Genomic DNA, 25,915 nt, shown 5'->3' on the forward strand with positions numbered 1-25,915 from the left:
AAGTCAACTCGGCCACTTGTGCGACGTCAAGAAGTAAATCCTTAACGAGATGGCAACGGTGCCATCCGTTCTCTAAGTGAAGACAGGGGTCGCTGCGGGCAGCGTGCCGTCCAAAAGGGTCGAATCACCCATCTCGCTGAGTGCGAGAGCGAGCGCTCCGAGCACCTCCGCACGGCCCCCAAGTGCACCCGGAAGAACGGAGAGTTGGCGCGCCGCACTGGGGATCGCATAGCGCCCGACAGACTCCCTTATGGGCCCGAGGACGAGCTCCCCGGCCTCGGCGAGGTCGCCACCGAGAACGACTCGGCTCGGGTTCAGCAAATTACAGAGATTGGCCACTCCACTCCCGATGTGGCGGCCGACGTCCGCGATCACCCGTCGACATCCCGGGTCACCGTCCCGCGCCAGCCGGACGACTCCCTCCATGGTCAGGCCGGTCCCGTGGCTGGACTGGAGGAGCGGCAGCACATAGCGGGCCGCCGCGAAGGTCTCCAGGCAGCCCCGGTTGCCGCAGCGGCAGACGGGACCGGACTCATCAAGAGTAATATGCCCGATTTCTCCCGCTGTGCCACCCGGGCCGCGGTAGATCCTGCCATCGATCACCAGCCCCGCGCCGACACCGCTGGCGACCTTGATGTACGCGAGGTCCTTGACCCCCCGGCCGCTGCCCCACACCAGCTCACCGAGGGCGCCGAGGTTGGCGTCGTTGTCCACGTGCACCGGGACGCCGAGCCGTCCGCGCAGCTCCGCGGCGGGCTTGGCACCGGTCCAGCCCGGCAGGATGGCGGTCGACCCCAGCGTGCCGGACTCCACGTCGATCGGACCGGGTACGCCGAGCCCCACCCCGGCGATCTTGGAACGGTCCACCCCGGTCGCCACGATCAGCCTGCTGACCAGTTCCTCGGCCCGGTCGAAGCCCTGTGCGGCGGAGGCGTCCACGTCCAGCGGCTCGGACTCCTCGGCGAGCACCTGGTGCGCGAGATTCCCGACCGCGACGCGCAAATGCGTGTGCCCGAAGTCGACACCGATGACGATCCCGGCGTCACCGCTGAGGCTCACGCTGCGGGCCCGGCGGCCTCCCGCCGATGTGGGCGTGACCTCGACCGTTCCGCCCTCCTTGAGCTCGCGGACGATGTTGGAGACCGTCGCCGCGGACAGGCCCGTCGTCCTCGCGATCTCCGCCTGCGTGAGCGATCCGGCGAGGCGCACGGCCCGAACGACCCGCTCGAGATTGGCTCGGTGCAGCGACGACTGCGACCCCGGAGTCTCCATCGACCCATCCACTCCTGCCCTCAGCCGGGCGGACCCTGGGCCGCCCGTGCGCCCGGACCGCACTGAGCGGCCCGGACTCATTACAAGTTGTGAACTCCAAGCTCGACTGAACGGGTTACCGCAGTCAAGTCCTTGACAGAAATCCGGGCAACCTGCACAACGCCGTTCGGATGGCCGGACATGCCCTGGAGGCGTCGTGGACATGACCGTGGGGGCCGCATCCCGGACGGATGCGGCCCCCACGGACGGACTGCCTTCGACTGCGTGCGGACTATTTCAGGGCGCCCGCGGTGAGCCCCTGCACCACCTGGCGCTGGAAGACGATGTACGCGAACAGCACCGGCAGCATCGCCATCACCAGGCCCGCGAACAGTCCCGACCAGTCGCCCTTGTAACCCTGGCTGGCGGCCAGCTGGACCAGGCCCTGGGTGAGGACCCGCTTGTCCTCGTCGGTGTTGAGCACCGTCGGCAGCATGTACTGGTTCCACTGCCCCAGGAAGTTGAAGATCCCCACGCTGATCAGGCCCGGCTTGGCCATCGGCAGCATGATCTGGAAGAACGTCCGGGTGTGCGAGGCCCCGTCGACGAACGCCGCCTCCGCCACCGAGGTGGGCAGGGTGCGGAAGAACGCGGTCAGGAAGAACACCGTGAACGGCAGCGAGTAGGCGATGTAGACGAGGATCAGGCCGTGGATGGTGTTCAGCAGGCCCATGTTGTTCACGACGTAGAACAGCGGGACCAGGGCGAGCATGATCGGGAAGCTCATGCCGCCGATGAACAGGAAGTAGATGAACCGGTTGCCCGGGAACTCGAAGCGGGCGAGGACGTACGCCGCCATGGAGCCGAGCACCAGCGTCCCGATGAGCGAACCGCCCACCACCAGAATGGTGTTGAGGAAGTAGTCGCTCATATTGGCGTCGGTCCAGGCGCGCGCCCAGTTGTCGAAGTGGAGCTTGTCGGGCAGCGCCCAGGGCGAGCTGAAGATGGAGTTGTCGTCCTTGAAGGACGTCATCACCGCCCACAGCAGCGGCAGCACCACCATGAACGCCCAGAGGACGAGGATCCCGTGCGAGAAGGCGTTGAGGACCGCGCCCTCACTCTTCTCCTGCTGCCCCTTCCGCTCGGGAAGGTCCACCTTGGTGACGGGGACCCCGGCGGACTCGGCCGGTACGGGGGCGGGGGTTTCGGTCGTCTTCATGGCAATCAGAACTCCAGCCGCTCGCGCCGGCCCAGCCGCATCACGATCGCCGCGAAGGCGAGCGTGACGACGAGCAGGGCGACGCCGATCGTGGTCGCGTAGGCCGCCTGACCGTCACGGAACGCCTTCTGGTAGACGTACAGCACCATGACGGTGGTGGAGTAGTCGGGTCCGCCGGGGCCCGTCGTCATGATCTGGACCACGGCGAACGACTCGGCGCCCAGCGCAAGGATGCCCATGTAGACCCAGCCGGACTGCACGGTGTCCCACAGCAGCGGCAGGGTCAGCCGGAAGAAGGTGTTCACCCGGTTGGCGCCGTCCAGCAGAGCCGCCTCGTACAGCTCCGCCGGGATGGAGGCCATCCCGGCGGAGAACAGCACCACGAAGAAACCGACCGTGGACCAGACGAGCACCGCCATCACACACCACAGCGCCAGGTCCGGGTCGCCCAGCCACAGCGGCTGGACGCTGTCGAGACCGATCGCCTTGAAGGCGGAGTTGATGGCGCCACTGTCCGGGTTGTACGCGAAGGCGAACAGCAAAGCGACGATCGCGATCGAGAGGACCTGCGGGAAGAAGTAGACGATCTTGTAGAACGACGAGCCGCGAACACCGGAGACGACAGGTCCGCCCCGGCGCCGCCGGCCGCCCACATTGATCATGAAGGCGAGGAACAACGCGAAGCCGATCGTCACCAGCGGCAGCACCAGCGCGAACAGCAGGCTGTGCCACAGGGACTTCCAGAAGACGTCGTCGTCGAGCATCCGGCTGTAGTTGTCGAACCCGACCATCTTGAACTCGGGACTCAGGCCGGTCCAGTCCGTGAACGAGTAGTAGATGGACTGGATGAACGGCCAGATCACGAAGAGGACGTACAGCCCGAGCGGGACTGCCAGGAATCCGACGATGAACCGGTACTTGCCGTGCTGCATTCCTACCGACCCCGTTCCTCGAGCGGGTGCCGCCGCTGGTGACGCGTACTCACTGGTGCTTGTAGTGCTTGATGCTGGAGTCCTTGGCGGCCGTGTCGGCGAAGCCCTGGATCTTCTTGATGGCCTCCGCCGGAGTGAGCCGGCCGGCCATCATCTCGCCGAGTCCGGACACACCCACCTGCTCCTTGTTGAGCTGTACGTACCAGTCCTGCAGCCGCGGGTTCAGCACATTGTCACCGGCCTTGTCCAGCGCCGCCACACCGGACTTCAGACCGGGCGTCAGCTCGATCCCGTCGGTACCGCCGTTGAACGCGGTCAGCGACTTGACCTTGCTGGTGAAGTTCTTCGAGGAGGCCTCGCTGAGCATGATGCGCAACTGCTCCATTCCGCCGGACGGGTTCTTCGCCTTGGCCGGGACGATGAAGGGCTCACCGCCGGAGGCCCAGATCGCGCCGAAGGGCAGCTTGTCGGAGGAGTCGAGACCGGTGGGCCCGGAGACCGCGAGGTCGAAGTCGGCCGGAATCACATTGGCGGACTCGTTCTCCACCCATGAGCCGTTCGGGATGAACAGCGCCTTGCCCTTGGCCCAGGCGGTCTGCGACTGGATGTGGTCCAGTCCGGGGGTGCCCCGGAGGATGTAGCCCTTCTTGTAGAGCTCGTAGTAGGCCTCGAAGCAGGCCTTGACCGCCGGATGCTTCCACGCGTTGGGCTCAAGGTTGTCGATGGCGTCCAGGACCTCCCGGCCGCCGACCTTGCCGATCATCGGGAAGAGCGAGAAGGGGAGGTAGTACGGGTACTTGCCCGCGTACGTCCAGCCCGCCATACCCTTCTTCTTGGCCTTCTCGCACACGGCCAGCATCTGGTCCCAGGTCTCCGGGTACTGCTCGTCGAGCGAGTCCAGGGCCTTCTGCGAGTACCAGACGCCGTAGACCGTGTAGGCGTAGTACATGATCCACACCGGGTCGCCGTCGAACTGGCCCATCTCGACGATGCCGGGACGCAGCGTGTCGCGGACCTTCTTCGCGGGGTCGTCGTACGAGGGCGCGTCCAGCAGCGGGGTCAGGTCGGCGAGCTGCTTCTTGCCGACCAGGACGCCCATGTCCATCTGCTCGGCGCCGGAGTTGTCGATGAGGTCCGGCGGGGTGCCCTGGTTGAAGCGCGGCTGGAGGGTGGTCTGGATCTTCTGGGTGGCGGAGAACTTGACGGAGGCCTTCGGGAACTTCTGCTCGTAGACCTTGACCGCGTCCTCGGCGTACTCCTTGCCGAAGCCGCCGTCGAAGAGCACGAACTCCATCTGCGCCGTATCGTTGACCCCGAGCGGGTTCGCCTTGGTCTTCTTGCCGGACTCCGCCTTGTCCTCGGAGTCGCCGCCGCTGCTCGCACACGCAGACAGGAAGCCGACCGCCGGCACGGAGACCAGCCCGAGCGCGGCGGACCGCAGAATCAGATCGCGGCGGCCGACGCTCTCACGGCCGTTGTGAGCGGAAGTGGATCCCATGCTCAAGTCCTCGCCTCCAGGACTCAGGCGGTGAACCGGAGCCACCCGGCACCGCGGTGTCGTGGTACTGCATTACCCCGGGCAGATCCCGGACCTCCGGAAGAGAAACGCAGGTCACGCCGTGTGCCCTGCGCTTCGATCGGAGGGATCTTGCTGGAGCTGGGTCGTGCTCGATGTTGAACCGGAAACAGGGAAAGTCGCGGCATTTGGCGCCTGCGACACGGCGTCCGAACGCATCCCCCCACAACCGTGGTACCTGCCCTACGGCCATCACGTGGCACCGCTGACGCCGACAGGTATAGTCCACTTCCCGGCGGCGGAGCAAGATCGAACCCGCGGTTGGCCGTCCTTCTTTCCCTAAGTGAGACCTCTCGGAAATGTGAGCCGCCCGTGACATGCATACACGGATGCGTACCCACCGTCATCAGCAGTCCAAGCAGTCCGACAATCGCCTTTCATCCCCGGCGTCACGGCCAACACCCTTGACACAGAGTTCACTTGACTCCCTACTGGACCTTGCGCAGCCAAGCTGACAACGTTGTCCAAGCGCAGGGAGGGTGCTCGCGCATGCAGCACGGGAACAGGCACAGACAGAGCGGGGCGGTCATCTCGGTGGCCGCCTTCGCTCTTCTGGTGGGCTCACAGGGGGCCGCCGTCGCCCGTCCGGCTCAAGCCGTGGCGGCCGATCGAGAGTTCGTTTCCTCGTTCGAGGCAGGGGATCCGGCGCCCGACTGGCTCAACACCGTGGACATGGCGCCGGACGGCTCCAAACGGACCTCCGGCGTCGACGGCGGCTTCACCACCGGCATCCCGGGCAATGTTATCGACCATGTCACGGACATCCGGGCCAGCGGTGAGAACACCGGCGCGGGCGAGGTGAAGGAGAACCTGCTCGACGGCGAGCCGGGCACCAAGTGGCTGACCTTCGACAAGAGCGGCTGGGTGGAGCTCGAACTGGACGCGCCGGTCACCGTGGTCACCTACGCGCTGACGTCGGCCAACGACCACGCCGAGCGGAACCCGAGGGACTGGACGCTGCAGGGCTCCACGGACGGCAAGGAATGGAAGACCCTCGACACCCGTTCGGGGGAATCCTTCAGCGAGCCTTTTCAGACGAAGACCTACGACATCGCCAATGACCAGGAGTACCGGCACTTCCGTCTGGAGATCACCAAGAACCAGAGCGGTGACATCGTGCAGCTCGCCGATGTGCAGTTGTCCACTGGTGCCGTGGAGGAACCGGCGCCCAAGGACATGCTGTCCCTCGTCGACCGCGGCCCGACCGGCTCCCCGACGGCCAAGGCGGGGGCGGGCTTCACCGGGAAGCGGGCGCTGCGCTACCTGGGCACCCACAAGACGGACGGCAGGGCGTACTCGTACAACAAGGTCTTCGACGTGAACGTACGCGTCGAGCGGGACACCACGCTGTCGTATCGGGTCTATCCGGCGATGGCGAGCAAGGACCTCGACTACGACGCCACCAACGTGTCGATGGACCTGGCCTTCACGGACGGCACCCATCTGAGCGACCTGAAGGCCGTCGACCAGCATGGATTCCGGCTGTCGCCGCAGGGCCAGGGCGCTGCCAAGGTGCTCTACGTCAACCAGTGGAACAACGTCGTCTCACGGATCGGCTCGGTCGCGGCCGGCAAGACCGTGGACCGGATACTGGTGGCGTACGACTCGCCGAAGGGGCCCGCGAAGTTCCGGGGCTGGGTCGACGACGTGTCGCTGAAGGTGCAGGCACCGGAAAAGCCCAAGGCGCACCTCTCCGACTACGCGCTGACCACCCGGGGCACCAACTCCACCGGTGGTTTCTCCAGGGGCAACAACTTCCCGGCGACGGCCGTGCCGCACGGCTTCAACTTCTGGACCCCGGTCACCGACGCGGAGTCGCTGAGCTGGCTCTACGACTACGCGCGCGCCAACAACGCGGACAACCTGCCGACCGTCCAGGCGTTCAGCGCCAGCCATGAACCCAGTCCCTGGATGGGCGACCGGCAGACCTTCCAGGTGATGCCGTCGGCCGCGACGGGCACCCCGGAGCTGGGCCGCACCCAGCGGGCGCTGGCCTTCCGGCACGAGAACGAGACCGCCCGGCCGTACTACTACGGGGTGCGCTTCGAGAACGGGCTGAAGGCGGAGATGACGCCGACGGACCACGCGGCGATGCTCCGCTTCACCTACCCCGGTGACGACACCAGCGTCATCTTCGACAACGTCAACGACCAGGCGGGACTGACGCTCGACAAGGAGAACGGCGTCGTCACCGGCTACTCGGACGTCAAGTCCGGCAAATCGACCGGGGCGACGCGGCTGTTCGTCTACGGGGTCTTCGACGCGCCGGTCGTGGCGGGCGACTCCGCCAAGGAGAAGGGATACCTGCGCTTCGACGCGGGCAGGGACCGCACGGTCACCCTGCGCCTGGCCACCTCCCTGATCAGCGTCGACCAGGCCAAGGACAACCTGCGCCAGGAGATCCCCGAGGGGACGTCCTTCACTACGGTGCGGGACCGGGCGCAGAAGCAGTGGGACCGGCTGCTGGGGAAGGTACGCGTCGAGGGCGCCACCCCCGATCAGCTCACGACCCTCTACTCCGGCCTGTACCGGCTGTACCTGTACCCCAACTCGGGCTTCGAGAAGGTGGGTTCGACGTACAAGTACGCATCGCCCTTCTCCCCCATGCCCGGTCAGGACACCCCGACGCACACCGGCGCGAAGATCGTGGACGGCAAGGTGTACGTCAACAACGGCTTCTGGGACACCTATCGGACCACCTGGCCGGCCTACTCGCTCCTGACACCCTCTCAGGCGGGTGAAATGGTCGACGGGTTCGTCCAGCAGTACAAGGACGGTGGCTGGACCTCGCGCTGGTCCTCCCCCGGCTACGCGGACCTGATGACCGGCACCTCATCGGACGTGGCGTTCGCGGACGCCTACGTCAAGGGCGTCGACTTCGACGCGAAGTCGGCGTACGACGCCGCCGTGAAGAACGCGACCGTGGTGCCGCCGTCCTCGGGCGTCGGCCGCAAGGGCATGGGGACCTCGCCATTCCTGGGCTACACGAGCACGGACACCCATGAGGGCCTGTCGTGGGCGCTCGAAGGCTTCCTCAACGACTACGGCATCGCGAAGATGGGCCAGGCGCTGTACAAGAAGACCGGAGACAAGCGCTACAAGGAGGAGTCCGAGTACTTCCTCGACCGCGCCCAGGACTACGTCAACCTCTTCGACTCCAAGGCGGGCTTCTTCCAGGGCCGGGACGGCAAGGGCGACTGGCGGGTGGAGTCGTCCGAGTACGACCCGCGCGTCTGGGGTTACGACTACACCGAGACCAACGGCTGGGGTTACGCCTTCACCGCGCCCCAGGACTCCCGGGGCCTCGCCAACCTCTACGGCGGCCGGAAGAAACTCGCCGACAAGCTGGACGAGTACTTCGCCACACCGGAGACCGCCTCGCCCGAGTTCGTCGGCCACTACGGCGGCATCATCCACGAGATGACCGAGGCCCGGGACGTACGGATGGGCATGTACGGGCACTCCAACCAGGTCGCCCATCACGCCACCTACATGTACGACGCGGCCGGACAGCCCTGGAAGACGCAGGAGAAGGTCCGCGAGGTGCTCTCCCGCCTCTACACCGGCAGCGAGATCGGCCAGGGCTACCACGGCGACGAGGACAACGGCGAGCAGTCCGCCTGGTACCTCTTCTCCGCGCTCGGGTTCTACCCGCTGGTGATGGGCAGCGGCGAATACGCCATCGGTTCCCCGCTGTTCACCAAGGCGACCGTGCAGATGGAGAACGGCCGCAAGCTGGTCATCGAGGCGCCGAAGAACAGCGCGAAGAACGTGTACGTCCAGGGGCTCAGGGTCAACGGCCGTACGTGGAAGTCGACTTCGTTGCCGCACTCGGAGATCGCGAAGGGTGGGACGCTGGAATTCGAGATGGGCCCGAAGCCGTCCTCCTGGGGCACCGGCAAGAATGCCGCGCCGGTGTCGATCACCCAGGACGACGAGGTGCCGACGCCCCGGGCCGACACCATCGAGGGCGAGGGCCCGCTCTTCGACAACACATCGTCGACGAAGGGCACGATCACGTCGGTGGACCTGCCGACTGGCAAGGCCGTCAAGGCGGTGCAGTACACCCTGACGTCCGACGACCGCACCGGGGCTCCGGCGGGCTGGAAGCTCCAGGGTTCCTCGGACGGCACCACCTGGAAGACCCTCGACGAACGCTCCGGTCAAACCTTCGCCTGGGACAAGCAGACCCGTCCCTTCTCGGTGAAGGCACCGGGGTCCTATGAGCACTACCGGTTGGTGCTGGACGGGGAAGGGACGTTGGCGGAGGTGGAGTTGCTGGCGTGAGGTGAGCGAGCACCCCGAGAGCCGCCGCCCCGGGTTGCCGGGGCGGCGGTTTCGTGACCTGACATCAGCTGCCGCTTGATCGACGCCGGCGCTCCTGCGGTTCCGCTGCGTGTGCCGGTCCAGGACCGCAGCCACCGGACGCATCCGGCGCCGCGCGCGCCGCACTGCGCCCGGTCTCACTCCACGTCCGCGATGCTGATCCACGTCTTCCCGGCCCGTTCACCGGCTCCGGCGAAGGCCTGCTGGGCCTGGGTCAGCGGGTATCGCGCCTCGATGACGGCGCCGGGCCGGGACCGGTGGAGTTCCGCGACGGCTTCGGTGAAGTCCCGCGGGTGGTCGTAGATCATGGACCCCCGGACCACGAGCTGCCGGCGCACCACGTCCTCGACGGTGAGCGGCAGAGGATCGGAGTTGAGGCCGATCAGCACCACGGTGGCGCCGGGGGCCGCCCGGTCCAGGGCCGGGCCGAGTGCGGGAGCGTGGCCGGAGGTCTCGAAGATCCGGGTGAAACCGGTGCGGCCGTCGTCGGGCAGCGCGCCCAGCCGCCGAGCACGGGCGGCCCGCGGCGGATGCGGCTCGACGACCAGCGGCCGGGCGCCGAGACGGGCCAGGATGAGGCAGACGAGCAGACCCTGGGCCCCGGCGCCCACGACGAGGCAGCGGTCCCTCGCGGTGGTGCCGCTGCGCCGCACCGCGGACCGGGCCACGGTGTAGGGCTCGGCGCAGGCGAGGTCGGCGCCGGACAGGCCGTCCGGGACGGGGTGGGCGAAACGCGCCGGAACGGCGGCACGCTCGGCGAGGACCCCCGGGGCGTTGAGGCCGACGATGGTCCGGTGCGGGCATGCCGAGGTCAGACCGCTGAGGCAGTCGGCGCACTTGAGGCAGGCGTAGTTGGGTTCGATCACCACCCGCTGTCCGATCCGGCGGTCCCGCACCGCGGACCCGCAGGCGACGACGCGTCCGAAGCCCTCGTGTCCCATCACCCACGGGGTGGCGGGCGGGATCCGGCTGCCGCGGAAGACGGCGAGGTCGCTGCCGCACAGCCCGACGCCGGCCATCTCGACGATGACGTCGTGCGGACCGCAGTCGGGCTCGGGCCAGTCCCCCACCGTCTCGACACGGGACGTCCCTGTCAGAACAGCTGCTCTCATCAGACCCTCCTTCGGTCCATTGAGTGGATCTTATGGTCCGCTGTGCGGTTCAACAAGGGATGAGTGAGGCGTCCCCGGCGAAGAAAAAGGCCGCCGCACGTCCTCGGTCGGACGTGCGGCGGCCAGGCATTTTCCATCGACCGCTACGACCCCGGGCCGCCCGTGGGCAGCGATGGGACGGCCGGGGACGGCCACGGACGGCTCAGACGGTCGATCGCACGGCTTCGGGCCGTGTCTCGGAGTGCGCCTCGGTCCGGCCGCCGCCCATGCGCAGGGCGACCACCAGGGAGATCAAGCAGCCGAGCGTGAAGTAGCCCGCGACGAGGTACCAGCCGCCGCCCGCCCACAGCACCAGCGAGCTGAGGACGAAGGGGGTGAAGCCGCCACCGACGACGCTGGCGAGCTGGTAGCCGACACCGGCACCGCTGTAGCGGTACTCCGGTCCGAACATCTCCGTGAACAGGGACTGCTGCACGGCGACGGCCATGTCGTGGGCGCCGTTCACCAGGAGCACCGCACACACGATGATCAGGACCATCGAGCCGGACTCCAGGGCCCAGAAGAAGGGGACCGACCCGGCCACACCCAGCACCGCGCCCCATACGTAGACAGACCTGCGGCTGTAGCGGTCCGCGAGGTAGGCGAAGGCCGGGATGGTGACGATCGCCAGGCCGCCCACGGCGAGGTTGATGTTGAGGAGGTTGTCACGGTTCAGTCCGAACTCGGCCGTGCCGTAGCTGAGGGCGAAGTTGGTGACCCCGTAGAAGGTGAACAGCTCCACCAGGCGCAGGCCGATGATGGCGAAGAACCCCTTGGGGTTGGAACGGATCGCGGCGATCAGCGGCATGCGCGGCTTGTCGTCCTTCGCGAGGCCCGCGACCTCGCTGGTGAAGACCTCGGACTCCTCCACCTTGGCCCGGACGACCAGGCCTATGACCACGATGACGGCACTGACCAGGAAGGGCACCCTCCAGCCCCAGGAACGGAAGGCCTCGTCCGACAGCGAACCGGACATCACCTTGGTGATCATGGTGGCCAGCAGCAGGCCCACCGAGGCACCCACCTGGACACCGCTGCTGTAGAGGGAACGCCACTTCGCGGGCGCGTTCTCCACCGCCATCAGCGCCGCCCCGCCCCACTCGCCGCCGACGGCGAAGCCCTGGGCGGCACGCAGCACCACCAGCAGGAAGGGCGCCCAGAGTCCGGCCTGGGCGTGGGTGGGCAGCACTCCGATCAGCGTGCTGGCCAGGCCCATGATCAGCATGGTGAGGACCAGCATCTTCTTGCGGCCCAGCCGGTCGCCGAAGTGCCCGAAGACGATGCCGCCCAGTGGCCGGAAGAGGAAGCCGACGCCGAACGTGGCCCACGCGGCCAGGGTCCCGACGGCGGGGCTGACGTCCGGGAAGAACAGTTCGTTGAAGAGCAGACCGGCGACGATTCCGTAGAGGAAGAAGTCGTACCAGTCCACGACCGCTCCCATGAAGCTCGCGATCGCCGCTCTCCGCGCCGCGCCTGCGCCTGCGGCCCCGGACTTGGCTGCCGGGCTTGGGATGCTGTTCAACTCACACACTCCATTGGATGCTGCGTCTCACCGGCCTGGCCAGAGCAGACCGCGCTCACAGTGCGGCTCGGCCGGGGAAACGGACGACGGGGACGAAAAGCGGTGAACGGTTGGCCGGGGCGGCTGCCCTCGGGCGGATGCGGCCCGCGATGGACCGGCGGTGTGGCGACGGGACTCCGGGGGTGGGGAGCCGGCCGTCGGACGGGTTGGGGTCCCCCGCTCGAACGGAGCCGAGAGCCGGGGGAGGGAAGGGTCACGCCGTGGTACAGGCGGTGCCCCTCGACCAGTCAGGTCCATGTGACGGATCGCATGAACCGAGTAGCGGGAAGATAAGGCCCTCCACAGGCGCCAGGCAAGAGTTACCGCGGGATTTCGTCGGTGCTTCAGGTACCGGCGGTCCGCACAACGGACTACCGTCGTATCCGAGCGGGCCACGATCCGGCCCGCCGGGCGGCGTTGTCCTGCGCCGCCCGGACACAGGGTGATCAGCGGGAGGGCGTCACGTGGACAGCGGGGCGACGGGGGCCGATGCGGAGCGCGAGCCGAACGGCACGGGCGTGCGGAGCGTACGGCGCGCCCTGGACATCCTCAATCTGCTGAGCGAGGAGCGGCCGGCCATCACCTTGCGGGAGATCACCGACGCCACCGGTCTGCCGAAGACCACGGTGCTGCGCCTGGTCCAGACGCTGGAGGAGAGCGGCCTGCTGTGGTCGGACAACGGCGGGTTCATCGCCGGCCCCGGCCTGTGGCGCTGGGCCTACCTCGCGCGCAGCCAGTGGGAGATCCCGCGTGAGACGCGCAAGGTCATGCGGGACCTCGCGGACCGGCTGGGCGAGACGGTCAACATCTTCGTCGCCCGCGACCTCCACCGCGTCTGCGTCGCCCACGAGGACAGCCCGCACCCCTTGCGGCACGTGGTCGACATCGGTGACGAACAGCCGCTGTGGGCCGGCGCGTCCTCGAAGATCCTGCTGCGCGACGCCCCCGACGCCCTGCTGCGCCGCGTCGCGCTCGCCTCGCCGCACGGCGAGGGGCACGTGGAGCAGCTGCGCACCTCGGCGCAGGAGGCCGCGCGGCGCGGCCACGCGGTGAGCAACAGCGAGTGGGACGAGGGGCTCACCGCCGTCGCGGTCCCGATCGCCGGGCCCAAAGGCGCCGTCATCGCCTCGCTGTCCGTGAGCGGACCCGACCACCGCTTCTCCTACGAGGCGATCGAGCGCTTCGCCGCGGACCTGAAGGAAGCGGCGCGACTGATCTGGGAACAGGGCTTCAACCACCCCCTCGGCCCCGGGCGCCGCGGCGACAGGGCGTAGGGGCCGCCTGACACGAGGCCGCACGCGCCCAGGTCACAGGCGCGGCGCGGGACAGGACGAACCCACGCGGCCCCGCGCGGCACAGCGCGGGACGACATCGCGCGGCCCGGCGCGGGACGGCGCACGACAAGACGAACCCACGCGGCACGGCGCGAGAGCACCGCGCGGCCCGGCGCGGGACGGGACGGCATCGCGCGGCCCGGCGCGGGACGGCGCGGGACGGGACCAATTCGCGCGGCACGGTACGGCGGCGCGGCACGCACGCACCCCGTCCGCTCGCCGTGCCATCGCCGTCCACGGCGAGCGCGGGACCCGGCCGGCGCGGCGCACTGCCGCCGACGGCCACCATGGGGGCCACCGCGAGATCGCAGCGCTCGGTCATCCAGCGAGCCTCGGGCCGAGGGCCTGGTCTTCCGGTCTTCGATCTTCTCGGTGGCCCAGTGATCCAGTGGTCCCAGTGGTCCATCCCGTGGGACGAATGCTCCGCTCAGCGGAACAATTTGCCACCCAGGCCTTGCCCTGACACCGCGCTCCGCGTACTTTCCCTCCAACTCGGACCAATAGGTCCAGCATGCGGACCGTACAGGCTCCACCAGGGAGGTTGGCAATGAGCCGAAGTGACAGATCCGGTCCAGGCCCGGGCGCGGCCATCGGCAGTTTCGTCGGCGCCGTCGCCGACTGGTACGACTTCTTCCTCTACGGCATCGTCGCCGGTCTGCTCTTCGACGAGTTGTTCTTCCCCGCGGCCGACCCGGCCGTCGGAACCCTGGCCGCCTGGTCCACCTTCGGCGTCGGCTTCCTCTTCCGTCCGCTGGGCGGCATCGTCTTCGGTCACTTCGGCGACCGGCTGGGCCGCAAGAAGATGCTGATTCTCACCATGGTGATCATGGGGCTCTCCTCCACCCTGATCGGAGTGCTGCCCACCTACGCCGAAGCCGGCGTCTGGGCCCCCGCCCTGCTCGTCACCCTGCGCGCCACTCAGGGCTTCGCGGTCGGCGGGGAATGGGGCGGAGCCGCGCTGATGGCGGTCGAGAGCGCCCCCGCCAAGTGGCGTTCCCTCTACAGCAGCGGTGTCCAGGTGGGAGCCTCCGTCGGACTGCTGCTGGCGACCGCCGCCGTCAAGTACACGTCCGTCCGCATGTCCGACGAGGCCTTCCACGACTGGGGCTGGCGTGTGCCCTTCCTCGTCAGCGGCGTCATCGTCGTCATCGGACTGATCGTCCGGGCCCTGGTCGACGAGTCGCCCGTCTTCGGCGCGCAGGTCGCCGCCCGCCCCGCGGCGGGGCGAAGACGGCCGCCGCTCCTCACCGCCGTCAGGGAACACCCGGCGGGCTTCCTCGCCATCATCGGTCTGCGCCTGGTCGAACTGCTCACCTTTTACTGTGTGACCACGTTCGCCCTGAGCTACGGCACCCGGGAGTACGGCCTCGACCGCGACGCACTGCTCGACATCAACCTGGTCGTAGGTGCGCTGGCCATCGTCACCATCCCCCTCTTCGCCTATCTCGCGGACCGGTACACCCGCCGCTCCGTCTATCTGTGGGGCGCGGGCATCGGTGTCCTGTGCGCGCTCCCCTTCTTCGTGGCGCTGCGCTCGGGCTCGATGGTCCTGCTCCTGGTGGCGGCGATCCTGCTGGTCAACGGTGCCCACGATATGGCGGTGGCGGTCCAGCAGCCCTTGTTCACCGATATGTTCGGCCCCGAGTTCCGCTACAGCGGCGCGGGTGTCGGCTATCAACTGGCCAGTGTCATCGGCGGCGGCTTCACCCCGCTCATCGCCGGAACCCTGGTGCTGTGGGCGGGCGGCGACTGGGTCCTGGTCGCCCTGTATCTCCTGATCGGCTGCGGCATCTCCTTCACGGTCGCCCTCAACCTCCATTCCGGCCCGCCGAGTTACCCGGACATCCGGAAGACACCGGCCCGGGAGGGCACCCGGGTCTGACCGATCCCTCGTCGCCCAACGGATCCTCATCGCCCCGCGATCCCTCGTCGCACCACGAAGCCCTCGTCACGATCTCGGCGCGGGCGGCGAGGGGCGGGCGGGCCGACTCCGTCCCCGCACCGCGACGTGTGTCCAGCACCTTCTGGTGCCGGACGCACTCATGCACTCATGTCCGGTTCAGTCCCGGACCGCCGACCGCGCCAACGGCGCCAACCGCGTTCCGGGCCCGCGGGGCGTCAGCCGGGCCGGCGGGATATCAACCCGGCCGGCAGGGCAGGCTCGTGGACGCACCACCGCCGGAGCCGGAGACGACGTACCCGAAGGTCGTGCTCCTGCCCGGATCCAGCGAGCCGTTTCAGTCGGCGTTGTGCACCATCACCGCCTGTCCCTGGGTGGTGTGTCTGCCGCCCCAGAGATTGGTGATCGACTGGCCGGCGGGCAGACCGAAGTCCACCATCCAGCCGAGCATCGGTACGTCACCGGTGTTGGTGACGGTGACCTCGGCCTGGTAGCCGCCGTTCCAGCTGCCCGTCGCCCTGCGGGTGGCGGTGCAGGCACCCGGCGGGGACTCGGTTGGGTTGCCCGGGTCGTGAATGCCCGTGACCTCGCCGTTGCCGCCGTCGAAGACGACGTCGGAGCAGGAGTAGAAGGTCTCCGTGCTGTCGGAGCGCTGCCACACCATGTAGATGACATGGCGCCCTGACTTGCCGTCAGGAAGCCTGCCGGTCCAGGAGTAGTTGGCCTCGACGCTGGCCGGGTTGACGGGTTTGATCTCGCCGGTGTCGGTCAGTGCGTCCCGCCAGCACAGGAACGTACGGCTGCCCGGCTTCATCGGGGTGCCGTGGGCCTCCGCCCGGCCGCCCGCCGTGAACACCAGGCCGAGCGCGGGGACGGTGGTGACCAGGGCGAGCAGGACGAGGAGCAGGGCGCTGTGCCGGGTGGACAGTAATCCCAACCTTGTCGAGAGCATGACAAGTCCTGCCCTTCGGTCGGTGGACGTTGCGAGAGCGGGCGAGCGTGAGGCGGGAGCGTCCGGGGCGGGTTCCGGTCCACCGTGATGGGAGCGCTCCCACCTCACTTCTGTGCGAACGTAGCGCGCGACGCGGAAGCTGTAAACGCTCGGCGCGGGGGCATTCCGGACATGCCTCGAATGCGGCGCCCAGCCCAGGGGCCTCTGCGCGCCTCCAGTTCGTCGCGATGCCTTCGGGACGCCTCGAGACTCCGCGGGATCCCTTCGGATTCCCCGATCCTTTCTCCGGATCCTTCGACGAGCGGACGACTGTGACGCACGACGAGCGACGGCAGTGACGCGCGAACCTGAGGCGTAACCGAAGTCCGAGCAGACGGTGACAACCCATATGGCGGGTTTGTTCAGGTATGCGATTCTGGTGTGTGGGTGCCCCGCTGCTCATGGGGTGCGGTCCGGCGCCGCCGGGTCCGGCGTCCGCGCCGTCGCCGCCTGCGTTCCGGGGGCCTCCACCTGCCGGCACCTGCGGCATGGACGGGAGGTAGGTGCGGAAATGCCCCATCACGGCGGTGCCCGGACCGCGGTCTCGGGGCTGCGGGCGTTCGGGGCCGGGGCGGAAGACACCGGTCCGCCCTCCGTGGCGTCGGAGCCCGCCGCACGGGAGCGGGTCCTTGCGTACGCCGGGGCGGCACTGGCCGCCGTCTACGCACACTGCGACGGCGGCGAGGAGCTCCGGCTGGTCGAGACGGCCGGAGGCGCCCGTACCCGGTACGGGCTGCCGGAACGGTTCACGCTGTCCGGTGACTCGCCCGTGGCCGACGCGTTCCGCGTCGGCGGGCCGCTGTGGCTGAGCCCCGCGGCCCTCGCCTCCCACCACGAGGGTGAGCGGGCGACGCTCTGGGCCGGCATGTCTCTCGGGGTGCTGCCGCTCATCGCGGAGGTGGCGGCGAGCGAAGCGCTGGGCTGCCTCGTCGTCGTGGGGGACGACGCCGAGGGCTTCGGGGACGAGCAGCGCAGCTTCCTCGAACGGTACGCGGCCGCGATCGCCGACAAGCTCCGGGGCGAGACCGCGCCGTCGAGGCCGACGCCCCTGCTGGACCCGGCACTGCAGGCCCTGCGCGTCGGTTCGTTCGTCCTGGTGCCGGACACCGGCCTGATCGAGGCGGACACCACCCTGCTCGAACTGCTCGGCATCTCGGAGGACGACTTCGACGGCAAGACGGACACACTGCTCGCGCAGACCGTCCCGGAGGACCTGCCCGCGCTGATGTCGGTGGTGGAGCCGTCTGCGCAGGCCGCCGGCCGCCGGGAGCTGGAGTTCCGGATCCGCCGGAACACCGGTGAACTGTGCTGGCTGCGGATGGGCTGCCGGGTGGTCAAGGGCAGTGACGCCGTGCCCGAGCAGGTGCTGGGCGTGGTGACCGCGGCCTCCGTGCTCCGCAAGAGCGCCGACGACGTCTCCAAGCTGCAGTGGCTGACCACCGCGCTCGACGACGCCACGTCGGTCCGGGACGTCAGCCGGGTGGTGGTCGCGGCCCTGCGCGAGCCGCTGGCAGCCGACCGGGTGGCCCTCGCCGAACTGCAGGACGACCGGCTGGCGGTCACCGTCCTCGATCCGCCGCAGGCCGGCGCCTGGCCGCAGCTGTGGCGCACGGAGTGGCGTTCGGAGTGGCCCGAAGCCCCCGTCAGCGCTCTGCCCACGCTTCAGGCGGCGCTGAGGGACGGGCGGATGGGCCTGTGGCCCGCGGGCGCCCCGCTCGAACCCGGGCTCGCGGGCGTGGGCCCCGGCGGGCTCGCCGTACTGCCGTTGCCGGCCAAGGGCCGGGTCGCCGGTGTGTGCCTGGTCGGCTGGGACCAACCGCATGACTTCGTTCCGGAGGAGAGGTCGCTGCTCACGGCGACGGCGGGGCTGGTCGGGCAGGCGCTGAAGCGTGCGCACGCGTACGACGCCGAGCAGGAGCTCGCCACGATGCTGCAGCGCAGTCTGCTGCCGCGTCGTCTGCCCGAACTGCCCGGGGGAACCGCGGTCGCCCGCTATCTGCCCGCCAAACGGGGGCTTCAGGTGGGCGGTGACTGGTACGACGTCATCGCGCTCTCCGAGGGGCGGGTGGCCCTGGTCATCGGTGATGTGCAGGGGCACAGCGCCGGCGCCGCGACGATCATGGGCCAGATGCGCACCGCCGTCCGGGCCTACGCCGTGGAGGGCCATCCGCCGGACGTCGTCGTCTCGCACGCCAACCGCCTGCTCGTCGGCATGGAGACCGACCTCTTCGCCACCTGCTGCTACGTCGAACTGGACATGGAAGAGGGCAACGCGCTGTTCGTCCGGGCCGGCCACCTGGCACCGCTGATGCGCCACCCCGACGGAAGCTCCGAGGAGATCCAGGTCGAGGGCGGGCTGCCGCTCGGCGTACTGGAGGAGGCGGACTTCCCGCTGACCGCGGTGGCGCTGACCCCGGGTACGGTCCTCGCCCTGGTGACCGACGGTCTGGTGGAGTCCGCGGGGCTGCACCTGGACGAGGGCATGCGCCGTACGCGCGTCGCGCTGGCCGTGGCCGACCCCACGGACCCCGGGCGGATGGCCGACGAACTGCTGGGCGACGAGGGCCGTCGTGAGGACGACGTGGCGGTGCTACTGCTGCGCTACGACGGGATGAAGGTCCGGCCGGTCCGGGCCGGCTGGGTGGTCTGGCGGCTGCCCGACGCCGTGATGCACGCCCGCCGTTTCACCGCGCGCACCCTGCGTTCCTGGCGGATCGCGGAGGCGGCCGATTCGGTGCTGCTCGTCGTCTCGGAGCTGGTCACCAACGCCCTGGTGCACACCCAGGGGGCGGTGCGCCTCGATCTCACGCTCGCCGCGGACCGGGTGCGGGTCACCGTGAGCGACTCCTCGCCGCGGGCACCCGCCAAGCCGGTGATCGTGGACTGGGAGGCGACCGGTGGCCGGGGTCTGCTCCTGGTGGAGGCGATGTCGGCGTCCTGGGGCACGGTGCCGGTCGGCGGAGGCAAGCAGGTGTGGAGCGAGATCGTCGTACCGCCCCGCGAGCCCGGTCCCGTCGAGGCGGACGACCTCCCCGCGGGCCTGGCGCCCGGACCGGGCGACGCCGCGCCGCCCGGGTTCCGGGCCGGGCCGGGCACCGCGCCGCCGGGGCCCCGGGCCGAGTCGCGCGAAACCGGGCTGCCGGGCCCGCGGGACGATCCCCACGCACCCGGTCCGGCCGGTGACCCGGTCCGGGACAAGAGGCGCCGTGCCGGCCGGAGAGAGCGAGGGGGTCCGCGATGGGGATCCTGAACACCCTGTGGACCCTCAGGCGCAGCGCGCTCGCCGCCGTGTGCGCGGGCCTCCTGGCCGTGACCCTGGCCGGTTGCCAGGAGGACGGGGCGGCGGGGGGCGGGAACGGCATCACCGTCGGGCTGCTGATGCCCAACCGGGGAACCCCCCGCTGGGAGGCCTCCGACCGGCCCCTGATCGAGAAGAGGGTGAAGGAGCTGTGTGACGACTGCTCCTTCGTGTACGCCAACGCCGAGAACGACGTGACCAGTCAGCAGCGGCAGATGACGTCCATGATCACCAAGGGGGTCGAGGTCCTCATCCTCACCGCCACCGACCCCAAGGCGCTCCGCTCGTCGGTCCAGGCGGCGGACAACGCGGGCGTCCCGGTCGTCGCCTACGACCGGCTCGCCGAAGGCCCGATCTCGGGCTTCGTCAGCTTCGACGGTGCGCAGGTCGGCAGGCTCCAGGGCGAGGCGCTGCTCAGAGCCATGGGAGAGCAGGCGCACGACGGTCAGATCGTCATGATGAACGGCGATCCGACCTCCCCCAACGCGGCCTGGTTCGCCGACGGGGCCCGGTCCGTCCTCCAGGGCCAGGTGAAGATCGGCAAGTCGTACGAGACCCCGGGCTGGCGGGCGGCGAACGCCCACGCCAACATGTCGGCCGCCATCAGTGCCCTGGGCCCGGACCGGATCGACGGTGTCCTGGCGGCCAACGACACCATCGCCGCCGGTGTCATCTCCTCCCTCAAGAGCGCCCGGATCACGCCGCTGCCACCCGTGACCGGCCAGGACGCCGAACTCGACGCTGTGCGGCGCATCGTCCGGGGCGAGCAGTACATGACCGTGTACAAGCCCTTCGAGACGGAGGCCGACGCGGCCGCCGCCATGGCGATCGCCCTGGGACGCGGCGAGGGGCTCGACGGCATCGCCACGACGACGTACGACAGCCCCACCACCGAGGACGTCCCGGCCGTGCTGCTCACCCCGGTCGCCGTGACGGTCGACAACATCCGCCGGACGCTCGTCGACGAAGGCGTGTACACGATCGACGAGATCTGCGTCCCCCGTCTCCGCTCCGCCTGCGACGAAGCCGGACTCACCCGGTGAGGGGCGAGGGAGGGACGAGGGAGGTGGTTCACGGTGGCGTTCCCGCCCGTGCTGGCGCTGCGCGGTGTATCCAAGCGGTTCGGCGGCGTGCAGGCCCTGATGGATGTCGAGCTCCAGATCCGGGCCGGAGAGGTGGTCGCCCTGGTGGGCGACAACGGCGCCGGAAAGTCCACCCTCATCAAGGTGATCTCGGGTGTGGGCCCCGCCGACAGGGGCGTCATCGAGTGGGAGGGCCGGCTCGTGTCGATCAGGCGCCCGCACGACGCCCACGCGCTGGGCATCGCGACCGTCTACCAGGACCTCGCGATGTGCGACAACCTCGACGTCGTCGCCAATCTCTTCCTCGGCCGGGAGATCGACAGGGTCGGCATTCTCGACGAGGTGGAGATGGAGCGCCGCGCCCGCGAACTGATGCGGGCCCTGTCCATCCGTGTCCCCGATGTACGCATGCCGGTCGCCGCCCTGTCCGCGGGGCAGCGGCAGGCCGTCGCGATCTCCCGCTCGCTGATGGGCTCGCCCAAGGTCCTCCTCCTCGACGAGCCCACCGCCGCGCTAGGTGTCGAACAGACCAGCCACCTCCTCGACCTCATCGAGGAACTGCGCGACCGCGGCCTCGCGGTACTCCTCATCAGCCACAACATGGGCGACATCAAGGCCGTCGCGGATCGTGTCGCGGTCCTGCGCCTCGGCCGCAACAACGGTCTGTTCGACGTGAACACCACCCCGCAGGAGCAGATCATCTCCTCGATCACGGGCGCCGCGGACAACGCCGTGGCCCACCGCACCACGAGCGGCGAGGAGGCGTGGCCGTGAGGAGCGCGGACGGCTCGGCGACCTCTTCCGGGATCCGGAGCGGTGACGCGGGGCACGAGTGCGGCGCTGTCGGTTCTGCTTCGCCGGTTCGCGGGAGTTCCACGGTGAACTCCGTACGCCCCGGGGCGCTGTCCGCGTGGATGCGCCCTCCGTGGGCCGCCGTGTCCGAGCTTTTCGCCGCCACCGCCGAGGACATGGCCTGTTGCCGTCGGTACCGGTCAAGTCGCCGATGGTCGACGGGTGCCGGGCGATGCTTCCGCTGACCGCGTCCTCGACGGGCGGCTACTGCGCGGTCGTGGTGTGGCACTCGGCGGTGGCCGACGCCCTGCAGAAGCTCTTCGAGATGGCCTGGCAGCAGGCGACTCCGCTCGGGCAGCCGGCCGACGACGATGAACTCCCGGAAAGCGAGCGGACGTTGATCCGGCTGCTGGCGGCCGGAATGAAGGACGAGGCGGTGGCCCGCCATCTGGGGGTCAGTCTCAGGACGCTGCGGCGGCGGGTGAGCGAGTTGCAGGAACGGCTCGGGGCGGCGAGCCGGTTCCAGCTGGGAGTGCGGGCCGCGCAACGCGGCTGGGTGTGAGCACCGGCACCGGACATGGCGAAGGGCCGCGCCCCAGGAGGAGCGCGGCCCGGCCGCCTTACCCGATCGCCTACTTGCGGATCAGGCTGCGCAGCACGTACTGCATGATGCCGCCGTTGCGGTAGTAGTCGGCCTCGCCGGGGGTGTCGATGCGGACGACCGCGTCGAACTCGACGCCCGTGTCGGTGGTGACCTTCACGGTGCGGGGGGTGGTGCCCTCGTTGAGCTCGGTGACACCGGAGATGGAGAAGGTCTCCTCACCGGTCAGGCCGAGCGACTGGGCGGAGGCGCCCTCCGGGAACTGCAGCGGGAGCACGCCCATGCCGATGAGGTTGGAGCGGTGGATGCGCTCGTACGACTCGGCGACTACGGCCTTCACACCGAGCAGCGCGGTGCCCTTCGCGGCCCAGTCGCGGGACGAGCCGGAACCGTACTCCTTGCCCGCGAGGACGACGAGCGGGATGCCCTGCTCGATGTAGTTGCGGGAGGCGTCGTAGATGAACGACACCGGTCCGCCGTCCTGGGTGAAGTCACGCGTGTAGCCGCCCTCGGTGCCCGGCGCGATCTGGTTGCGCAGGCGGATGTTGGCGAACGTACCGCGGATCATGACCTCGTGGTTGCCGCGGCGGGAGCCGTAGCTGTTGAAGTCGCGGCGCTCCACACCGTGCTCGGTGAGGTACTTGCCCGCCGGGGTGTCGGCCTTGATGGCACCGGCCGGGGAGATGTGGTCGGTGGTGACCGAGTCACCCAGCTTGGCGAGCACCCGGGCGCCGGAGATGTCGGAGACCGGGGTGGTCTCCATCGTCATGCCCTCGAAGTACGGGGGCTTGCGGACGTAGGTGGACTCCGGGTCCCACTCGAAGGTGTTGCCGGTGGGGATCGGCAGCGCCTGCCACTGGGCGTCACCGGCGAAGACGTCGGAGTAGGACTTGTTGAACATGTCCTCGCCGATGGCGTTCGCGACGACGTCGTTGACCTCGGCCTCGGACGGCCAGATGTCCTCGAGGTAGACCGGCTTGCCGTCCTGGTCGGTGCCCAGGGCGTCCTTGGTGATGTCCACCTTCATGGAGCCCGCGATGGCGTACGCGACGACCAGCGGCGGGGAGGCCAGGTAGTTCATCTTGACGTCGGGGTTGATCCGGCCCTCGAAGTTGCGGTTGCCGGAGAGGACCGAGGTGACGGCGAGGTCGTGGTCGTTGACGGCCTGGGAAACCTCCTCCGGCAGCGGGCCGGAGTTGCCGATGCAGGTGGTGCAGCCGTAGCCGACGAGGTTGAAGCCGACCTTGTCCAGGTACGGGGTCAGGCCCGCCTTGTCGAAGTAGTCCGTGACGACCTTGGAACCCGGGGCGAGGGTGGTCTTGACCCACGGCTTGCGGGTCAGGCCCTTCTCGACCGCCTTCTTGGCCACCAGCGCGGCGGCGACCATGACGTACGGGTTGGAGGTGTTGGTGCAGGAGGTGATCGCGGCGACGGTGACGGCGCCGTGGTCGATCTCGTACGTCGAGCCGTCGGGGGCGGTGACGGTGACCGGGTTGGACGGGGCGCCGTTCGGGGCGACGGCCGGGGCGTCGGAGGCCGGGAAGGACTCCTGGCCCGCCTCGTCCACGACGTCCACGTAGTTGCGGACGTCCAGCTTGAACTGCTCGGCGGCGTTCGCGAGGACGATGCGGTCCTGCGGGCGCTTCGGGCCGGCGATCGACGGGACGACCGTCGACAGGTCGAGCTCGAGCTTCTCGGAGAAGTCGGGCTCGGCGGCCGGGTCGAGCCAGAGACCCTGCTCCTTGGCGTAGGCCTCGACGAGCGCGAGCTGCTGCTGGGAACGGCCGGTGAGCTTCAGGTAGTTGATCGTCTCGGCGTCGATCGGGAAGATCGCGGCGGTCGAGCCGAACTCCGGCGACATGTTGCCGATGGTGGCGCGGTTCGCGAGGCTCGTGGCGGCCACACCCTCGCCGTAGAACTCGACGAACTTGCCGACCACGCCGTGCTTGCGGAGCATCTCGGTGATCGTGAGCACCAGGTCGGTGGCGGTGGTGCCGGGCTTGAGCTCACCGGTGAGCTTGAAGCCGACGACACGCGGGATGAGCATGGAGACCGGCTGGCCGAGCATCGCGGCCTCGGCCTCGATGCCGCCGACGCCCCAGCCGAGCACTCCGAGGCCGTTGACCATGGTGGTGTGCGAGTCGGTGCCGACGAGGGTGTCAGGGTAGGCCTGCCCGCCCCGCACCATGACGGTCCGAGCGAGGTGCTCGATGTTCACCTGGTGGACGATGCCGGTGCCGGGGGGTACGACCTTGAAGTCGTCGAAGGCGGTCTGGCCCCAGCGCAGGAACTGGTAGCGCTCGCGGTTGCGGCCGTACTCCAGCTCGACGTTCTGGGCGAAGGCGTCGTTCGTGCCGAACTTGTCGGCGATGACGGAGTGGTCGATGACCAGCTCGGCCGGGGAGAGCGGGTTGACCTTGGCCGGGTCGCCGCCCAGCTCCTTGACGGCCTCACGCATGGTGGCGAGGTCCACGACACAGGGCACACCCGTGAAGTCCTGCATGATCACACGGGCCGGGGTGAACTGGATCTCCTGGCTGGGCTGGGCCTGCGAGTCCCAGTTGCCGAGGGCCCGGATGTGGTCGGCGGTGATGTTCGCGCCGTCCTCCGTGCGGAGCAGGTTCTCCAGCAGGACCTTGAGGCTGTACGGAAGGCGAGCCGAGCCCTCCACCTTGTCCAGCCGGAAGATCTCGTACGACTCGTCGCCCACGCGCAGCGTGCTGCGGGCGTCGAAGCTGTTCGCCGACACGACAGTCTCCTTCATTGATGTGCGCGTACCACACCGCATCCTGCCGCCACGCCCTCTGGGCCGATCCGCTAAGGTAAGGCTAAGTTAGGTAAGCCTTACCGAAAGGTGGCGTGCAGTACGCCCCGGCAGATATCTCGATGTCGAGATAACTCTAGTACATGGGGGCGGACTGGTCATGCCCGGATACCGTCGCGCTGCTCACAGGGACCCGGGCGGACACACACCGGCCCGGACCGGCCGACCCCTGAGCCCCTGCGGCAACAGCCGCCCCTGCACACACACGAGCGCGGCTCCTACCCGGCCGCACTTCGGGCGGTAGATGCCACGGTGAAGAATTGCCTGTCCGTTGACCATTTCTTGACGAGTGCACGCCTTCCCTTTGGAGAAGTCTTTCAGCGTCATTCAGTGTTTTCCGCTGTCACGCCACTGGATCTTCGGCCGACCGGGCCCCCAGGCCGAAGGGCAGCGAGAAACGAAGCGGAGTGAAAATCTCCGCATAGTCACAGCCAAATCGCAGCCCGTGGAGAAGCGCCCGGGCGCGGACGGCCTTATCCCTCAGCTCAGGACTCGTCGCGGTCTGCGACGCGTGCTGGGAAAGCAGTTCCGTCTTCTCCTCGATGAAATCGCTTATGTCGACGGCGATACCGGTGGACAGCACCGGCGATCTTGGCGACTCGAAGAGAAGGACGTTCCGCTGGCCACGCGCGGCGATCCTCATCGCCCGGTGCGTCTCGACGTGGTCCTGGTGCGTGTCCTCCGGCAGATGCGTGTACACCACGTCAGGGGCGGTGTCGGTGATCACCTGCTCCAGGAGCGTGACGAGGTGCGTGAGGGAGCCCAGATCCCCGTCGGGCAACCCGAGCGGCACCACCTTCGCCCCCAGCAATTCCGCGGCTCTCGCCTGCTCCGCAGCCCGCACCAGGGGTTCCCCACCACGGGCCCCGTCACTGACGACGACGGCGGTTATCTCGGCCCCCTGTGCGGCATGCCGCAATAGAGTCCCACCGCAGCCGAATTCGATGTCGTCCGGATGGGCTCCCACGGCGAGCACCCGCTGCCACATACTTTCCCCTCCCCTGTCACGCGCCTGCGTGCCTACGAATAGGCAGACTATGCACTGACACCGGGTTCCTGGCTACCGGGTGGCCGTTG

At 69.0% G+C, this 25,915-nt stretch carries 15 protein-coding genes and 1 pseudogene; 7 read left to right on the forward strand and 9 right to left on the reverse strand.

The window, feature by feature from the left end:
- Positions 1–72: 72 nt before the first annotated feature.
- The 4 genes from EF387_RS02545 to ngcE all read right to left on the reverse strand — a co-directional run bounded on the left by EF387_RS02545 (position 73) and on the right by ngcE (position 4,900).
- Positions 73–1,272, reverse strand: coding sequence for an ROK family transcriptional regulator (locus EF387_RS02545; protein WP_128374812.1), 1,200 nt, complete (start codon positions 1,270–1,272; stop codon positions 73–75).
- A 271-nt stretch (positions 1,273–1,543) separates the two neighbouring features.
- On the reverse strand, positions 1,544–2,470 hold the full coding sequence (locus EF387_RS02550; RefSeq protein WP_128374813.1) for a carbohydrate ABC transporter permease: 927 nt from the start codon (positions 2,468–2,470) through the stop codon (positions 1,544–1,546).
- A 5-nt stretch (positions 2,471–2,475) separates the two neighbouring features.
- On the reverse strand, positions 2,476–3,402 hold the full coding sequence (locus EF387_RS02555; RefSeq protein WP_128374814.1) for a carbohydrate ABC transporter permease: 927 nt from the start codon (positions 3,400–3,402) through the stop codon (positions 2,476–2,478).
- A gap of 49 nt (positions 3,403–3,451) precedes the next feature.
- Positions 3,452–4,900 (reverse strand): N-acetylglucosamine/diacetylchitobiose ABC transporter substrate-binding protein, encoded by a 1,449-nt coding sequence (gene ngcE / locus EF387_RS02560; RefSeq protein ID WP_128374815.1) that lies wholly within the window; start codon positions 4,898–4,900, stop codon positions 3,452–3,454.
- Positions 4,901–5,467: 567 nt separating this feature from the next.
- Here ngcE and EF387_RS02565 point away from each other — a divergent pair.
- Complete coding sequence (locus EF387_RS02565) at positions 5,468–9,265, forward strand: GH92 family glycosyl hydrolase (RefSeq protein ID WP_128374816.1); 3,798 nt, start codon at positions 5,468–5,470, stop codon at positions 9,263–9,265.
- Positions 9,266–9,441: 176 nt separating this feature from the next.
- Here the strand turns inward: EF387_RS02565 and EF387_RS02570 are convergent, their stop codons facing one another.
- Both EF387_RS02570 and shiA (EF387_RS02575) read right to left on the reverse strand, forming a co-directional pair.
- The gene (locus tag EF387_RS02570; RefSeq protein ID WP_128374817.1) at positions 9,442–10,416 is read right to left on the reverse strand and encodes a zinc-dependent alcohol dehydrogenase; all 975 of its coding nucleotides are present in this window, start codon (positions 10,414–10,416) and stop codon (positions 9,442–9,444) included.
- 202 nt (positions 10,417–10,618) lie between these two features.
- Positions 10,619–11,977, reverse strand: coding sequence for a shikimate transporter (shiA, locus tag EF387_RS02575; RefSeq protein ID WP_238431303.1), 1,359 nt, complete (start codon positions 11,975–11,977; stop codon positions 10,619–10,621).
- Positions 11,978–12,480: 503 nt separating this feature from the next.
- Between shiA (EF387_RS02575) and EF387_RS02580 the strand changes: the two genes are divergently transcribed.
- The gene (locus EF387_RS02580) at positions 12,481–13,290 is read left to right on the forward strand and encodes an IclR family transcriptional regulator (RefSeq protein WP_238431304.1); all 810 of its coding nucleotides are present in this window, start codon (positions 12,481–12,483) and stop codon (positions 13,288–13,290) included.
- Between the two features lie 607 nt (positions 13,291–13,897).
- The gene (shiA, locus tag EF387_RS02590; RefSeq protein ID WP_128374818.1) at positions 13,898–15,232 is read left to right on the forward strand and encodes a shikimate transporter; all 1,335 of its coding nucleotides are present in this window, start codon (positions 13,898–13,900) and stop codon (positions 15,230–15,232) included.
- A gap of 256 nt (positions 15,233–15,488) precedes the next feature.
- On the opposite strand, the pseudogene EF387_RS49355 reads toward shiA (EF387_RS02590), so the two are convergent.
- Positions 15,489–16,202, reverse strand: a pseudogene (locus EF387_RS49355) (cellulose binding domain-containing protein).
- Positions 16,203–16,752: 550 nt separating this feature from the next.
- Here EF387_RS49355 and EF387_RS02600 point away from each other — a divergent pair.
- From EF387_RS02600 to EF387_RS02620, 4 genes are all read left to right on the forward strand, one after another.
- A complete protein-coding gene (locus tag EF387_RS02600; RefSeq protein ID WP_238431305.1) occupies positions 16,753–19,491 on the forward strand; it encodes a SpoIIE family protein phosphatase in 2,739 nt (912 codons plus the stop codon).
- Positions 19,479–20,582, forward strand: coding sequence for a sugar ABC transporter substrate-binding protein (locus tag EF387_RS02605; protein WP_128374820.1), 1,104 nt, complete (start codon positions 19,479–19,481; stop codon positions 20,580–20,582). The genes EF387_RS02600 and EF387_RS02605 overlap by 13 nt, the downstream gene beginning before the upstream one ends.
- Before the next feature lie 33 nt (positions 20,583–20,615).
- Positions 20,616–21,395 (forward strand): ATP-binding cassette domain-containing protein, encoded by a 780-nt coding sequence (locus EF387_RS02610; protein ID WP_202918124.1) that lies wholly within the window; start codon positions 20,616–20,618, stop codon positions 21,393–21,395.
- A 202-nt stretch (positions 21,396–21,597) separates the two neighbouring features.
- Positions 21,598–21,975 carry a helix-turn-helix domain-containing protein gene (locus tag EF387_RS02620; protein ID WP_238431306.1) on the forward strand — a complete coding sequence of 126 codons (378 nt, stop codon included), beginning with the start codon at positions 21,598–21,600 and terminating at the stop codon, positions 21,973–21,975.
- A 70-nt stretch (positions 21,976–22,045) separates the two neighbouring features.
- Here EF387_RS02620 and acnA read toward each other — a convergent pair whose 3' ends face one another.
- On the reverse strand, positions 22,046–24,763 hold the full coding sequence (gene acnA, locus EF387_RS02625; RefSeq protein ID WP_128374821.1) for an aconitate hydratase AcnA: 2,718 nt from the start codon (positions 24,761–24,763) through the stop codon (positions 22,046–22,048).
- Between the two features lie 418 nt (positions 24,764–25,181).
- Positions 25,182–25,826, reverse strand: coding sequence for a PIG-L deacetylase family protein (locus EF387_RS02630; protein WP_128374822.1), 645 nt, complete (start codon positions 25,824–25,826; stop codon positions 25,182–25,184).
- Positions 25,827–25,915: the final 89 nt, after the last annotated feature.

The organism is Streptomyces cavernae (genome assembly GCF_004023625.1).
GTDB classification, from domain to species: Bacteria; Actinomycetota; Actinomycetes; order Streptomycetales; family Streptomycetaceae; genus Streptomyces; species Streptomyces cavernae.

Excerpts from the sequence above, each read along its gene's own strand:
- ngcE (WP_128374815.1), bottom strand. The coding sequence starts at position 4,900 with ATGGGATCCACTTCCGCTCACAACGGCCGTGAGAGCGTCGGCCGCCGC.
- EF387_RS02550 (WP_128374813.1), bottom strand. The coding sequence starts at position 2,470 with ATGAAGACGACCGAAACCCCCGCCCCCGTACCGGCCGAGTCCGCCGGG.
- EF387_RS02570 (WP_128374817.1), bottom strand. The coding sequence starts at position 10,416 with ATGAGAGCAGCTGTTCTGACAGGGACGTCCCGTGTCGAGACGGTGGGG.
- shiA (WP_128374818.1), top strand. The coding sequence starts at position 13,898 with ATGAGCCGAAGTGACAGATCCGGTCCAGGCCCGGGCGCGGCCATCGGC.
- EF387_RS02565 (WP_128374816.1), top strand. The coding sequence starts at position 5,468 with ATGCAGCACGGGAACAGGCACAGACAGAGCGGGGCGGTCATCTCGGTG.
- EF387_RS02600 (WP_238431305.1), top strand. The coding sequence starts at position 16,753 with ATGCCCCATCACGGCGGTGCCCGGACCGCGGTCTCGGGGCTGCGGGCG.
- EF387_RS02555 (WP_128374814.1), bottom strand. The coding sequence starts at position 3,402 with ATGCAGCACGGCAAGTACCGGTTCATCGTCGGATTCCTGGCAGTCCCG.
- EF387_RS02545 (WP_128374812.1), bottom strand. The coding sequence starts at position 1,272 with ATGGAGACTCCGGGGTCGCAGTCGTCGCTGCACCGAGCCAATCTCGAG.
- EF387_RS02605 (WP_128374820.1), top strand. The coding sequence starts at position 19,479 with ATGGGGATCCTGAACACCCTGTGGACCCTCAGGCGCAGCGCGCTCGCC.
- EF387_RS02630 (WP_128374822.1), bottom strand. The coding sequence starts at position 25,826 with ATGTGGCAGCGGGTGCTCGCCGTGGGAGCCCATCCGGACGACATCGAA.